Source organism: Streptomyces sp. NPDC001406, assembly GCF_042895285.1.
GTDB lineage: Bacteria > Actinomycetota > Actinomycetes > Streptomycetales > Streptomycetaceae > Streptomyces.
Genome location: NZ_JBIAWG010000001.1, coordinates 418,561 through 432,470, shown reverse-complemented (window position 1 = coordinate 432,470; position 13,910 = coordinate 418,561). Strand labels below are relative to the sequence as shown.

Annotated in this window: 11 protein-coding genes and 1 pseudogene; 10 read left to right on the top strand and 2 right to left on the bottom strand. The window is 70.3% G+C overall.

The features are described 5' to 3' along the window. Positions 1-105 precede the first annotated feature (105 nt). The gene (locus tag ACFY1J_RS01925) at positions 106-1,536 is read left to right on the top strand and encodes an amino acid permease (protein ID WP_390706618.1); all 1,431 of its coding nucleotides are present in this window, start codon (positions 106-108) and stop codon (positions 1,534-1,536) included. A 110-nt stretch (positions 1,537-1,646) separates the two neighbouring features. Here the strand turns inward: ACFY1J_RS01925 and ACFY1J_RS01920 are convergent, their stop codons facing one another. After that, positions 1,647-3,713: a protein kinase gene (locus ACFY1J_RS01920; RefSeq protein WP_390730408.1), complete on the bottom strand. Its 2,067-nt coding sequence runs from the start codon at positions 3,711-3,713 to the stop codon at positions 1,647-1,649. A 233-nt stretch (positions 3,714-3,946) separates the two neighbouring features. Here ACFY1J_RS01920 and ACFY1J_RS01915 point away from each other — a divergent pair, with 233 nt between their 5' ends. Next, positions 3,947-4,675, top strand: coding sequence for a hypothetical protein (locus ACFY1J_RS01915; protein ID WP_390730407.1), 729 nt, complete (start codon positions 3,947-3,949; stop codon positions 4,673-4,675). An 82-nt stretch (positions 4,676-4,757) separates the two neighbouring features. Here the strand turns inward: ACFY1J_RS01915 and ACFY1J_RS01910 are convergent, their stop codons facing one another. After that, positions 4,758-5,339 carry a biotin transporter BioY gene (locus ACFY1J_RS01910; protein WP_390706621.1) on the bottom strand — a complete coding sequence of 194 codons (582 nt, stop codon included), beginning with the start codon at positions 5,337-5,339 and terminating at the stop codon, positions 4,758-4,760. Between the two features lie 421 nt (positions 5,340-5,760). On the opposite strand from ACFY1J_RS01910, the gene ACFY1J_RS01905 reads away from it, so the two are divergent. From ACFY1J_RS01905 to ACFY1J_RS01870, 8 genes and pseudogenes are all read left to right on the top strand, one after another. After that, on the top strand, positions 5,761-6,960 hold the full coding sequence (locus ACFY1J_RS01905) for an ROK family protein (protein ID WP_390706622.1): 1,200 nt from the start codon (positions 5,761-5,763) through the stop codon (positions 6,958-6,960). A 253-nt stretch (positions 6,961-7,213) separates the two neighbouring features. Then, positions 7,214-8,281 carry an ABC transporter substrate-binding protein gene (locus ACFY1J_RS01900; protein WP_390730406.1) on the top strand — a complete coding sequence of 356 codons (1,068 nt, stop codon included), beginning with the start codon at positions 7,214-7,216 and terminating at the stop codon, positions 8,279-8,281. A gap of 5 nt (positions 8,282-8,286) precedes the next feature. Further along, the gene (locus ACFY1J_RS01895) at positions 8,287-9,132 is read left to right on the top strand and encodes an ABC transporter permease (protein ID WP_390706624.1); all 846 of its coding nucleotides are present in this window, start codon (positions 8,287-8,289) and stop codon (positions 9,130-9,132) included. Beyond that, entirely contained in the window at positions 9,108-9,842 is a 735-nt protein-coding gene (locus ACFY1J_RS01890; protein ID WP_390706625.1) for an ABC transporter ATP-binding protein, read from the top strand. Before ACFY1J_RS01895 ends, ACFY1J_RS01890 begins: the two co-directional genes overlap by 25 nt. After that, the gene (locus tag ACFY1J_RS01885) at positions 9,839-11,176 is read left to right on the top strand and encodes an LLM class flavin-dependent oxidoreductase (protein ID WP_390706626.1); all 1,338 of its coding nucleotides are present in this window, start codon (positions 9,839-9,841) and stop codon (positions 11,174-11,176) included. Before ACFY1J_RS01890 ends, ACFY1J_RS01885 begins: the two co-directional genes overlap by 4 nt. Positions 11,177-11,190: 14 nt before the next feature. Beyond that, positions 11,191-12,081, top strand: coding sequence for a TauD/TfdA dioxygenase family protein (locus ACFY1J_RS01880; RefSeq protein WP_390706627.1), 891 nt, complete (start codon positions 11,191-11,193; stop codon positions 12,079-12,081). A gap of 121 nt (positions 12,082-12,202) precedes the next feature. After that, a complete protein-coding gene (locus ACFY1J_RS01875) occupies positions 12,203-13,591 on the top strand; it encodes an amino acid permease (protein WP_390730405.1) in 1,389 nt (462 codons plus the stop codon). A gap of 135 nt (positions 13,592-13,726) precedes the next feature. Then, positions 13,727-13,906 (top strand): annotated as a pseudogene (locus ACFY1J_RS01870) (Fe-Mn family superoxide dismutase); the annotation flags it as partial. Between the last annotated feature and the right edge of the window lie 4 nt (positions 13,907-13,910).

Below are 13,910 nucleotides of genomic sequence, written 5' to 3'. Positions count from 1 at the left end.
CAATCCGGATTCGAAGGTTCCCGAATTCGTTCGCCTCGGATTCACTGGACCGGCTCGTACACCGCTCGTACGGGTAAGCCCAACAGGCGCAAAGGAATTCCGCCCATGACCCCTGGTTCCGGACTTCAGGCAGGACTCAAGAACCGGCATCTGTCGATGATCGCCATCGGCGGTGTGATCGGCGCCGGTCTCTTCGTCGGCTCCAGCTCGGGAATTGCCACCGCAGGCCCCGGCATCCTCCTGTCGTACGCCCTCGTCGGCACGCTCGTCGTCCTCGTGATGCGCATGCTCGGCGAGATGTCCGCCGCAAATCCGACCTCCGGCTCGTTCTCCGCGCACGCCGACCGTGCCCTCGGCCGCTGGGCCGGGTTCTCCATCGGCTGGCTCTACTGGTTCTTCTGGGTGGTGGTGCTGGCCGTGGAGGCCACCGCAGGCGCCAAGATCCTCGAAGGGTGGGTCCCCGCCGTCCCGCAGTGGGGCTGGGCCCTCATCGTGATGGTCGTGCTCACCGCGACCAACCTCGTCTCCGTCGGCTCCTACGGTGAGTTCGAGTTCTGGTTCGCCGGGATCAAGGTCGTGGCGATCGGCGCCTTCATCGTGATCGGCGGGCTGGCCGTCTTCGGCGTGCTGCCCGGCGTGCACAGCGACAAGGCAGGCCTCGGCAACCTCACCGACCACGGCGGCTTCCTGCCGAACGGTCCCGGCACGATCCTCACCGGTGTCCTGCTCGTCGTCTTCTCCTTCATGGGCAGCGAGATCGCCACCCTGGCCGCCGGCGAGTCGGAGAACCCGCAGCGCGCCGTCACCAAGTCGACGAACAGCATCATCTGGCGTATCGGCGTCTTCTACCTCGGCTCGATCCTCGTGGTCGTCTCCCTGCTGCCGTGGAACGACCCGGCCATCAAGGAGAAGGGCTCGTACGTCGCCGCCCTCGACTCCCTCGGCATCGCGCACGCCGGCGAGATCATGAACTTCATCGTGCTGACCTCGGTGCTGTCCTGCCTCAACTCCGGCCTGTACACGGCCTCCCGCATGGCGTTCTCTCTGGGCCAGCGCGGTGACGCGCCGAAGGCGTTCGCGAAGACCACCTCCCGTGGTGTGCCGATGGCGGCGATCATCGCCTCCGTGGTCTTCGGCTTCGTGGCCGTGTTCTTCAACTACAAGTTCCCGGACTCGGTCTTCCTCTTCCTGGTCAACTCCAGTGGCGCGGTGGCCCTGTTCGTGTGGCTGGTCATCTGCTTCTCGCAGCTGCGGATGCGGAAGATCATCCAGCGCGAGGCGCCGGAGAAGCTCGTCGTGAAGATGTGGCTGTACCCGTACCTGACCTGGGCGACGGCCGCGCTGATCGTGTTCGTGCTCGCCTACATGCTGACCGACACCGAGGGTGAGAGCAGCGGACGTACGACCGTGCTGCTGTCGCTGACGGTCGCGGCGGTCGTGATCGTGATCGCCGTGGTGAAGCAGAAGGTCGTCGGGGACCGGTCGACGGTGGCCCTGGAGTCCGACGACAAGACCGACAAGGTGCCTGTCGGCTGACGCGGGCGACCCCGTCGCCGTTGACGAGGGGAGGGAGCCCGCCGGGTTCCCTCCCCTCGGGCGTTCCCTCCCCTCGGGCGTTCCCTCCCCTCGGGCGGTCCCGCCCGCGTTCACAGCACCGTGAAGCTCTCCTTGACCTTGTCGTACGTCTTCAGCGCCTGGGGCTCGATCTCCGGCTGGTACCAGGTGTTGATCTGGTACGACTTCCCCTCCACGTCGAAGCCGAGCAGCTGGGCGTGCCAGTGGTCGCCCTTGAGCGTGAAGGTGTACTCCCAGACGACCGCCGGGTGGCCCTGGAAGGTGGTCTCCTCCAGCCGGATCTTGACGTAGTCCTGGCCCTGGCGGGCGTTCTGTTCCGAGGTGCGCCAGGTGTCCATCAGATCCCCGCGGGCGAGCGACGACTTGCCGACGAGCTCCTGGCGGCCGTCCGGGGAGGTGTAGTGGACCTCGGAACCGGTCTTCACATCCCGCCGCCAGCCCTCGGGCGTCGCCCAGGCGAACCCCCCGGCCTCCCGGTGCGCGCCCGGCGGCAGGCTCTGGGGCCGGGCGGTGCCCTCGACGGTGGGTGACGGGGTGCTCGTACTCGTGGTGCCGTTACTGCCGCTGCTGTCGCTGCTGACGGAAGAGGCCGGAGAGGAGCCGGCGTGCGTGTCGTCCCGCCGCCCGCCGGACGACGTGGCGAGCAGGACCGCGACCACGGCGGCGACGGCGACCAGGCCGACGGCGGCGAGGATGCCGGTGCGGTGCCGGGGTGACGGGGTGACGGCGTCCGGGGGTTCGCCCCGCGGCATGCCGACGGTGCCGGGGCCGCGCGGGCCCGGCGGCCCGTGGCCGGGGCTGAGCTGGGTCTCCGCCTGGGCGCGGGTGAGGGAGACGCCCTGCCGGGGGTGAGCGCCGGGTGCCGGTCCCGCGGAGTTGCTGGAGGGCGTCTCGGAACGGGCTTCGGAGCGCAGTTCGGAGGCGGCTTCGCGGGGTGCGGGTGGGGTTTCGCGGGGTGCGGGAGGGGTTTCAGGGGGTGCGGGTGGGGTTTCAAAGGGTGCGGGAGGTGTTTCGAGCGGTGCGGCGGGGGGCGAGGCGGCGGCCTGCGGCACCGCGTCGCGCACCGGCTCGGGCTCCGCGCGGGGGTCGGGGAGCGGCGGGTACTCCGGCCCGCGTACGTGCTCGGCCTCCTCGGCGTCACGCCCGGCACGCCCGGCACGCCCACGAGGCGGCTCCACGAACGCCGGTGTGGGCCACTCCCTGGACGCCCGGGGGAACACCGGAGTGTCCCCTGCCCCACTCACCGGCCCTGCCGGCCCCGTCTGTTCTGCCTCACTCGCAGAACCCGTGGAAACCGCCGCACGCGCGCCGGCGCCCCCGCCCGACGCGTCGATGCCGCCCCCCGCCCCCTCCGACTCCTCTTCTTCCCCTTGAGTCGGCGTCGGGGGTGGATACGCGACCGGCCACAGGGCGTCCTCCACCTCGGGGAGGCCCGCCCTGACCGTCGGCTCCTTCTCCAGGAGTGCCGCCAGGATGTCCCGCAACGGGCCCGCCGCGGCAGGGAGTACAGGCTCCTCGTACAGCACCGCGTGCAGCGTCGCGAGGGTCGTGTCGCGCGAGAACGGGGAGCGGCCGCCCAGCGCCGCGCACAGGGTGGCGCCCAGGGACCAGATGTCGGACGGCGGTCCCTGCGGGTCTCCCGACACCCGCTCGGGGGCCATGTAGTCGGGGGAGCCGACGAGCATGCCGACCATGGTGAGCGCCTTGGCGTCCTGGATGGCAGCGATACCGAAGTCCGTGAGCACCACACGCCCGCCGCTGCGCTCGACGAGAACGTTCCCGGGCTTGATGTCCCGGTGCAGCACTCCCCCGGCGTGCACCTGCCGCAGCGCCGCCACCAGCCCCAGCCCGATCCGCGCCGTCTCGGGCGGAGCCAGCGGGCCCTCCTGCGCCAGGATCTGTTCCAGCGAGCGCCCGGCGACCAGTTCCATGACGATCCACAGGCGTTCGCCCTCGTCGACGACGTCGTACACGCGCACGACGTTGGGGTGGTCGATCCGGGCCGTCGCCCTGGCCTCGCGCAGCGTGCGCTCACGGCGGGTGCGTGTGTCCTCCGCGTCCAGCCCGTCTATGCGCATTTCCTTGACCGCGACCTGCCGGTCGAGCATTTCGTCGGCGGCCCGCCACACACGCCCCATTCCCCCCTGGCCGATGCTTTCGACCAGCCGGTACCGCCCCGTCACCAGTAACCCTGGAACACCAACGCTTCGCGCATTCCCCGGCAATCCACCCACCCCCCTGACCGACCGTACCAACCGAAACACAATGGTCACACTTCATGGCGTACCAGCATAGTGCGGAGAAATCTTGTGGTACCTCTTCAAGTACTGCGAATTCAGGCGCAGTCCAGGGGGTTGCAAGGGGGACGAACATGAGTTCTCGTCGTTTGACGGTCGTCGTGGGATCGCTGGTCACGGCATCTTTCTCGGCCGTGATGATCCTTCCGTTCACGGCCGCCGCCGATGACCAGGGATCGGGAAGCAGCAAGGGGGGAAAGGCGGTTGACGAGGCACCGGCGGGCGTGAAGCTGAGCACGCTGCTGCCCGAGAAGATCTCGGTCGACAACAGTTCGCAAAAGACGGCGATTACCGCCACCGTCAAGAACGACGGAAGCAAGGACAGCGGTGACATCAGGCTTTTGGTGGTCGGTTTCGACGGCCTGAAGGTGACAGATGTTCAGGGCTGTGACGCCATCGCCAAAAAGGATCTGCCCGCGGGTTCGAACAGCGGTTTCAGTTGTCCGGTCGGCAATCTCGCGGCGGGCAAGTCCAAGTCGTATGACGTGGAGGCGACTTACGACCTGGGCAAGACGGGCAAGATCTGTCTGCCCGTCCAGACCACCGACGGGAAGAAGACCTTCTGGCAGCAGGGCCCGGTGCCCTTCGGTACGACGAACCCGTCGCCGAACGCCCCGGCCACCCCGCTGCTGCTCGGCACCGACAACAAGCCGGTGGCACCGGGCGGCGACCAGCTGCCCAAGACCGGCGTGGGCCGTGACGTCCTGCCGCTCGGCGCGGCCGGCGCGGCGCTGATCGCGGCGGGCACCGCAGGGCTGTGGTGGTCGCAGCGGCTGCCGCGGGCCGCTCGGCAGCGGGGCTGACGCGAACGGCCGCATTGCCCGACGGAGTCTGTCGGGCAATGCGGCCGTGCCACGCAAGTAGGAGGAACTTCGTCCTACCAACTCACCGCTTGTTGGCGAACTTCCAGGCCGTGGGCAGCAGGCCCATCGCCAGGGCGGCCTTCAGGGCGTCGCCGATGAGGAACGGGGTCAGGCCGTTCGCGATCGCGGTGGAGGCGGACATGTCGGCGGCGTAGGCCAGGTAGGGGACGCCGACGGCGTAGATGACGGCCTCACCGAGCAGCATCGTGCCCGCCATGCGCAGTACGGAGCGGTCGGCGCCGCGGCGGGCCAGGGCTCCGACGACGGTGGAGGCGAGGATCATGCCGAGGATGTAGCCGAAGGAGACGGCGCCCGCACCGGAGGTGCCGCTCGCGAACCACGGCACGCCGACGACACCCGCGAGCGCGTACAGCGCGAGGGAGAGGAAGCCGCGTCCGGCGCCGAGGGACGTACCGACGAGCAGGGCGGCGAAGGTCTGGCCGGTCACCGGCACCGGGGAGCCGGGCACCGGGACGGAGATCTGGGCCGCGAGGCCGGTGAGCGCGGCGCCGCCGACCACGAGGGCGACATCGCGCACGCGGGACGCGGGCAGGAGGTCGGCGAGGACTGCGCCGGGTCGGGCGGCGACGGTGGCGGTGCTCATGGGGACTCCGCGGGTGTTGGCACGTTGGGACACGGTGACGCTATCCCGCCGCGACGGAGTCGATCACCGTCAGCGCTCGACAAAGGGGGGAACGGGGGCTTGGTGGGCTTCACACAAAGGGGGCCGGACACACCGGGTTCGGCGTGATACCGATCACTGAGGTGGGGACTGCTGGCTCACTTCGCAGGCCGTGGGCCCGATTGTGGGCTCCCGCCAAAGGAATCCTACTGCTCTGGTCGGATTCACCTTTCCTGCCCTACTCTTCCAGCCATGGTTGCCCAGGCCCGGAACTTCACGTCGCGTCGCTATGTCGACCTGCGACGCCAGGGCACGGCCACCTGTCGCCGTCCGGTCTGAGGCGCGGTTGCGACGCGCCTCGACTTCCGAGACGTGTCGGCCCCGTTCCCGAGGACGGTCAACCATGCCCCGTGCCACGGCACTCCTTCTCCGCTCCCCCATACCCCGAGCCGCCGACAGCGACCGGCGGCGCACCAGCGCCAGCGTCGTACTGCGGTCTGTGCTGGAGCACGGACCGGTGGCCCGCAGCACCATCGCCCGGCTGACCGGGCTGTCCCCCGCGTCCGTGACGGACTACTGCGCCCGGTTCGCCGAACTCGGCTTCATCCGTGAGGCGGCGGTGCCCCGGCGGTCGGGCGGGGTGGGCCGCCCGCATGTCCCCGTCGACCTGGACGACTCGCGGTTCGTGGTCGGCGCGGTGCATGTGGCTGTGCCGTACACCACGGTCGCGCTGCTCGATCTGCGCGGACGGGTGCTCGCGCAACGGGAGTTGAAGCATGAGCGCACCGATCCCGGGTGGGTGCTGGCCAGGGCCGCGGACGGGCTCGCGGCGCTGCTCGCCGACACGCCGGGCAGCCGGCCGCTGGGGGTCGGGGTGGCCGCCGGGGGCTGGGTGGACCGCGACGGCGGGACGATCGTCGAACACGCGCTGCTGGGCTGGCGTGACGTGCCGGTGCGGGAGGTGCTCGGCGCGCGCACCGGGCTGCCCGTCCATGTCGACGGACACGCGCGGGCGCTGGTCAACGGCGAGCGGCTGTTCGGGCGGGCGAGGGGCAGCGGGAGCGTGCTGCACCTGTTCGTCGGCAACGTGGTCGACGCGGCGTTCGCCACCAACGACGAGGTGCATCACGGGCCCCGCTCCCAGGCGGGCGCGATCGCCCATCTCCCCGTGCCGGGCGGCACCGAGCCGTGCGACTGCGGGCGGACCGGCTGCCTCCAGGCGGAGCTGGGCGAGCGGACGTTGTGCCGGCGGGCCCGGGAGGCCGGGGTCGTCGACTCCGCCGACGCGATGCGCGTGGTCGCCGCGGCGGCGGCCGGTGACGAGACGGCCGTACGGCTGCTGGTGGAGCGGGCGCGGAGGACCGGGCGGGCGGTGGGACTGCTGCTGGACGTGCTGAATCCGGAGACGGTCGTGGTGACCGAGGCCGGCGTCATTCACCGTGAGGACTGCCTGACGGCATTGCGGGAAGCGGTGGGCGGCGAACGCGCCGGCACCGTCGTGCCGACCGGTTTTCCGGATTCCGTGCTTGCCGTGGCGGGTGGTTCGGTGGTTCTGGACGTGCTGTACCGGGATCCGCTGAACGCTTCACCTCAGGCTATTTAATTCAGAAACTCCGAATGTTGACAGGGATCGCCGATGACCGGGAACATCCTGCTCATGAGCTGTCGCACCCTTTGTTGCTGACGCGTTGACGCGCCCGGAGCGCGTATCTCTCACCGACGCGTCGTGAACGCGTCTTCCCCATGTCTTTCCCGCGTTCTCCCTGCGTCCTCCCTGCGTGAATTCCCCTTCCCCGGCCTTCCGCTGCCCGGAATTCCGCATGCCTTCCTGCCCTATGAACTCAAGGGGTTCTCCCATGTCTTCCGTGCCCGCCTCCGGCTTCGACCGCCGTCTCTTTCTCACCTCTTTGCTCGGCGTCACCGCCGCTGCCGCCGGCCTGAGCGGTTGCGCGGGCAGCAGTGCCGCGGCCGACTCCGAGGGCGCCTCCTCCGCCCCGCTCGCCGACCGGGTCCCGGCGGGCACCAGCCTGAAGATCGCCTCCTATCTGGGCACCCAGCAGCTGCAGTTCAAGCTGGCGAGGCTGCCCGCGCTGCCGTTCACGGTGTCGAGCTGGGTGAACATCGGGGCTGGTCCGGATGTCATCATCGCCTTCCGCGCCAAGTCCCTGGACCTCGCCAACAACGCAGGCATCCCGCCGATCCAGGCGCATTTCCAGGGCTACGACGCGAAGATCGTCGCGATCGGCATCACCCGCAAGCCCAACTACCTCTTCGCCACCCGGCCCGGCAGCGACATCCGCACGGTGGCGGACTTCAGGGGCAAGAAGCTGGCCTTCTCGCAGGGGCAGGCCCAGGGGGTGGTGCTGCTGCGGGCGCTGAAGCAGGCGGGACTGAAGGACGACGACGTGCGGCTGGTCCCGCTGACCAGCAACCAGTTCCTCACCGCCCTGCAGTCCGGACAGGTCGACATCGCCCCGCTCGCCAACAGCCAGGCCCCGGCGTATCTGAAGCAGTACGGGCCGAAGGGCGCCCGGACCATCACCACCGACGTGGTCGACCTGCTCAATCTGCTGTGGGCGCCGCAGTCGGTGCTGAACGACCCCGCGAAGGCGGCCGCGATCGCCGCGTACATACCGCAGTGGGCCAAGGGCCAGGTGTGGCAGTACGAGAACCCGGACGTGTGGAACGAGGAGTTCTACGTCAAGACGCAGAACCTGACCCTCGGCCAGGCGAAGTCGATCAGCGTGCTCGCCAACAAGCCGCTCTTCCCGCCGAGTTGGGACGAGGCGATCAAGTGGGAGCAGGAGACCGCGGATCTGCTCGCGGAGGGCGGCTTCGTGAAGAAGTTCGATGTCTCCTCGCTCTTCGACCACCGCTTCGAGGACATCGCGGCCAAGGCCGTACCGGCGGAGTACCGGAGGTGACCGCCATGACCACCACCGTGACCACCCCGGCCGCCGTCGCCGCCGACGAGGACGAGACCCACCGGGTCCGCAGGCGCCGTCGGCTCTCCCCCGGCAGGCGTCTGCCGGCGGCCCGACTCGCCGGTCCCGTCCTGGTCGTCGTCCTGTGGGCCGTCGCCTCCGCCGCCGGACAGCTCGACCCCGGGGCGATCCCGGCGCCCTGGACGGTCGTGCGGACCGCCGGGCGGCTGTGGGCCGACGGCACACTGCCCACCGATGTCCTCACCTCGCTGGAGCGCGCCGCGTACGGCTTCCTGATCGGCCTCACCGCCGGGGTCGTCCTCGCGCTGGCGTCTGGGCTCAGCCGGGTCGGGGAGGCGCTGATCGACGGGACCGTGCAGCTCAACCGGGCGATCCCGACCCTGGGTCTGATCCCGCTGTTCATCCTGTGGCTGGGCATCGGCGAGACCTTCAAGATCGCCATCATCGCGATCGTCGTCTACATCCCCATCTATCTGAACACGCACGCCGCACTGTCCGGCATCGACAGCCGGTACGTGGAACTGGCGGAGGTGCAGGGGCTGTCGAAGTTCCGGTTCGTCCGGCAGATCGTCGTCCCCGGCGCGCTGCCCGGGTTCTTCGTGGGACTCCGGCTCGGTGTGACCGGCTCCTGGCTGGGTCTGGTGGTCCTGGAGCAGATCAACGCCACCAGCGGCCTCGGCTACTTGATGTTCCAGGCCCAGAACTACGGCCAGAGCGATGTCATCCTCGTCGGCCTGCTGATCTACGGCGTCTTCGGCCTCATCTCCGACAGCGTGGTCCGGCTGATCGAACGGAGGGTGCTGGCATGGCGCCGCACACTGAGCAGCTGACCCGGCCGGCGGTACGACTGCGCGGTCTGACCCGCTCGTTCGAGGGGCGTACGGTCCTCGACGGCATCGATCTCGACCTGCCCGCCGGGCAGTTCACGGCCCTGCTCGGGCACAGCGGCTCGGGCAAGTCCACCCTGCTGCGGGCCGTCGCCGGCCTCGACCACGGGGTGGCGGGCGGCGGCCGGCTCAGCGCGGCGGAGCGGGTGTCGGTGGTCTTCCAGGACTCCCGGCTGCTGCCCTGGCGCCGGGTCCTGGACAACGTCCTGCTCGGCCTGGACGGCAAGGACGCCGAGGAGCGCGGCCGGGCCGCCCTGGCGGAGGTCGGCCTCAAGGGCCGCGAACGGGCCTGGCCGGGCGAGCTGTCCGGCGGCGAGGCACAGCGCGCCGCACTGGCCCGCTCGCTGGTCCGGGAGCCCGAACTCCTGCTCGCCGACGAGCCGTTCGGCGCCCTGGACGCGCTCACCCGCATCAAGATGCACAACCTGCTGCGCGCGCTGTGGGTGCGCCACCGCCCCTCGGTGCTGCTCGTCACCCACGACGTGGACGAGGCGATCGTGCTCGCCGACCGGGTCCTCGTCCTCGACCGGGGCCGTATCGGCCTCGACCTGACCATCGACCGACCCCACCCCCGCTCCTACCGCGAACCGGTACTGGGCGAATACCGCGAGCGGCTCCTGGCCGCGCTCGGTGTCACGGAGGACCACGCATGACCCGCAAGCTCCACCTCAACGCGTTCCTGATGAACACCGGGCACCACGAAGCCTCCTGGCGGCTCCCGGAGAGCGACCCGTACGCCCACGTCGACCTCGCCCACTACGTCGGCCTGGCCCGGACCGCGGAACGCGGCACCTTCGACTCGCTGTTCCTGGCCGACGGACCGCACCTGTGGGGCAGGGTGGCCCATCGCCCGGCCGGCGCCCTGGAACCGCTCACCCTGCTCACCGCGCTGGCGACGGCCACCGAGCACATCGGTCTGATCGCCACCGCCTCCACCTCCTACAACTCCCCCTACAACCTGGCCCGCAGGTTCGCCTCGCTGGACATCGTCAGCGGTGGCCGGGCGGGCTGGAACATCGTCACCACCGCCGGTGCCGAGGCCGCCCGCAACTTCGGCCTGGACGCCGAGCCCGCGCACGCCGAGCGGTACGCCCGCGCCGCCGAATTCCTCGACGTGGCCCTGAAGCTGTGGGACAGCTGGGAGGACGACGCGATCGTCGCCGACAAGACGTCCGGCGTCTGGGGCGACGACACGAAGATCCATCCGCCCCGGCACCGGGGGACGTACTTCAGCGTCGAGGGCGCCCTCAACGTGCCACGCAGCCCGCAGGGTTACCCGCTTCTCGTGCAGGCGGGGTCGAGCGAGGACGGCAGGGCGTTCGCGGCCCGGTACGCGGAGGCGGTGTTCACCGCCCAGCAGACCATCGAGGACGCGCGGGCCTTCTACGCCGACCTCAAGGCCCGTACGGCGGCGGCAGGGCGGGACCCCGAGCACATCAAGGTGCTGCCCGGCATCGTCCCGGTGGTCGGCTCGACGGAGGCCGAGGCACGGGCGGGCGAACAGCTCCTGGAGGACCACATCGTGCACGGGCACGGCGTGGCCAATCTGGAGCGGCTGCTGCAGCTGAGCCCCGGAACACTGGAGCTGGACGCCCAACTGCCCGCCGATCTCCCGTCCGAGGACGCCGTCGAGGGCGCCAAGAGCCGCTACACGCTCGTGGTCGAGCTGGCCCGGCGCGAGCGGCTCACGGTCCGCCGGCTGATCGGGCGGCTGGGCGGCGGGCGCGGGCATCTGACCTTCGCCGGGACGCCCGAGCAGGTCGCCGACGCCATCGAGACCTGGTTCACCCAGGGCGCCGCCGACGGCTTCAACATCATGCCCGCCGTCCTGCCCTCCGGCCTGGAGACCTTCGTCGACCACGTCGTCCCGATCCTGCGCACCCGCGGGCTGCTGCGCACGCACTACGGCCCCCGCCACACCCTCCGGGAGAGATACGGCCTCCCTCGCCCCGCCAACCAGCACACCTCCTCCGCCCTCCTCGTCTGAAAGGACCCCCAGACATGTCCATCGAGATCCGCAGGATCACCGCGAAGATCGGCGCCCAGGTCTCGGGCGTGGACCTCTCCGCGCCGCTCGGCCAGCAGACCGTCGCCGCCCTGCGCGAAGCGCTCAACGTCCACAAGGCCCTGGTCTTCGACGACGTGCACCTCGACGACGAGGGCCAGCAGGCCTTCGCCCGCCACTTCGGCGACCTGACCACCGCACACCCGACGGTGGGGGCCGTGGACGGCGCCCCGAACGTGCTGCCGGTGGACAGCGAGCGGGGCCGGGCCAACCACTGGCACACCGACGTCACCTTCGTCCTCAACCCGCCGCAGGCCAGCACCCTGCGCAGCATCACGGTCCCGCCGTACGGCGGCGAGACCCTGATCGCCAGTTCGGCCGCCGCCTACCGCGACCTGCCCGAGCCGCTGCGCCGGCTCGCCGACACCCTGTGGGCCGAGCACACCAACGACTACGACTACGCGGTGCCGCACGAGGAGGTCGACGAGGAGAAGGCCGCCCAGCGCGCCGAGTTCACGTCGATCACGTACCGCACCGCCCACCCGGTGGTCCGCGTCCACCCGCTGACCGGCGAGCGCGGGCTGTTCATCGGCGGGTTCGCGCAGCGCATCGTCGGCCTGTCGACGGGCGAGTCCCGCAAGATCCTCGATCTGCTCCAGCCGTACGTCACCCGCCCGGAGAACGTCCTGCGCTGGCGCTGGTCGGAGCACCAGCTGGTGCTGTTCGACAACCGCATCACCCAGCACTACGCCATCGACAACTACGACGGGCAGCCGCGCCGCCTGCACCGGGTGACCGTCGCCGGTGACGTCCCGGTCGGCATCGAGGGCAAGGAGAGCTACTCGATCGAGGGTGACGCCTCGCACTACACGAGCGTCGCCGCGTAAGCGGAACGCCACGTACCGTAGTGCGCGCGTCCGGATACTGGGCGGTCTCTCCGGCCTCTCGGAGAGGCCGCCCAGACTGTGGGCGTTTTTGCCCGCCTATTGCACTGAACGAGCCGCACCCATGCCCAGCAGCACCACTGTCGAGACGCCGCCGCAGGAACAGCGCGACGGCGCCGCCCTCTCCCACGGCCTCAAGCAGCGCCATCTGTCGATGATCGCCCTCGGCGGGGTGATCGGCGCCGGTCTGTTCGTCGGCTCCGGCGCGGGTATCACCGCCGCCGGACCGTCGATCGTCGTCGCCTATGCCGTCTCCGGCCTCCTGGTGATGCTGGTGATGCGGATGCTCGGCGAGATGTCCGCCGCCTACCCGTCGTCGGGCTCCTTCTCCGCGCACGCCGAGCGGGCGATCGGCCCGTGGGCGGGCTTCGCCGCGGGCTGGTCGTTCTGGGTGCTGCTGTGCACCGCGGTCGGGCTGGAGGGCATCGGCGCCGCGCACATCGTCACGGGCTGGCTGCCCGGCACGCCCGAGTGGGCGTGGGTGGCGCTGTTCATGGTGGTCTTCTGCGGCGCGAACCTGACCGCGGTGAAGAACTTCGGCGAGTTCGAGTTCTGGTTCGCCGCACTGAAGGTCGGCGCGATCAGCCTGTTCCTGATCCTCGGCGGGCTGGCCATCGCCGGGGTGCTGCCGGGCACGGACTCGCCCGGCACCTCGAACCTGACGGACTTCCTCCCGCACGGCAGCGAGGGCCTGGTCATCGGCCTGCTGGCCTCGGTCTTCGCCTACGGCGGCCTGGAGACGGTCACCATCGCGGCCGCCGAGTCGGAGAACCCGGTGCGGGGCGTGGCGAGCGCCGTGCGCACGGCGATGTGGCGCATCGCGCTGTTCTACATCGGCTCCATGGCGGTCATCGTCACCCTGGTCCCGTGGGACTCCAAGGAGGTCGTCGAGAAGGGCCCGTACGTCGCCGCCCTGGACCACCTCGGCATCCCCGGCGCCGGCCAGCTGATGAACGTGGTCGTCCTCGTTGCCCTCCTGTCCGCCATGAACGCCAACGTCTACGGCTCCTCGCGCATCGCCTACTCGCTGGTGGCGCGCGGCCAGGGCCCGAAGGTACTGGCCAGGGTGTCCGGCGGCGTGCCGCGCATCGCGGTGCTCACCTCGTGCGTGTTCGGTTTCGTGTGCGTGCTGCTCAGCTACTGGCGGCCGAACGACGTCTTCCCCTGGCTGCTGAACATGATCGGCGCGGTCATCCTCGTCGTCTGGATGTTCATCGCGGTCTCCCAGCTGCTGCTGCGCCGCCGCGTGGAGCGCGAGGCTCCGGAGAAGCTGGTCGTGCGGATGTGGGCGTTCCCGGTGCTGACCTGGGTGGCGCTGGCGGGCATGGTGGCGATCTTCGTCCTGACGGCCCGTGAGCCCGACACCCGCGTGCAGCTGTACTCGACCGGCGGGATGACGCTGGTTCTGGCGGTCGTGGGCTACGTGTGGCAGAAGGTGCGCGCCAGAGCCTGACGTTCGCGTCCGTTCGCCACTCACCCGAAAGACCCCCGCGGTGCACCCGTGGGGGCCTTTTTGTTGCTAGCGTGTAGTTGCAAGTTCTTTGCAACAAGAGGTTCGGGGGGGACCACCGGCCATGCCCGTCTACACGGCCAGGGCTCGACCCCGATCCCGGTGTTCGACGCCTGGGAGCACGCCTTCCACCTCCAGTACCGCAACCAGAAGGCGGACTTCGTCGAGGCGATGTGGCAGGTGGTGAACCGGCAGGACGTGGCCCGGCGGTACGCGGCCGCGCGGTCTCGCGCCGACGTCCTGCTCCTGGCACCCTGAGACG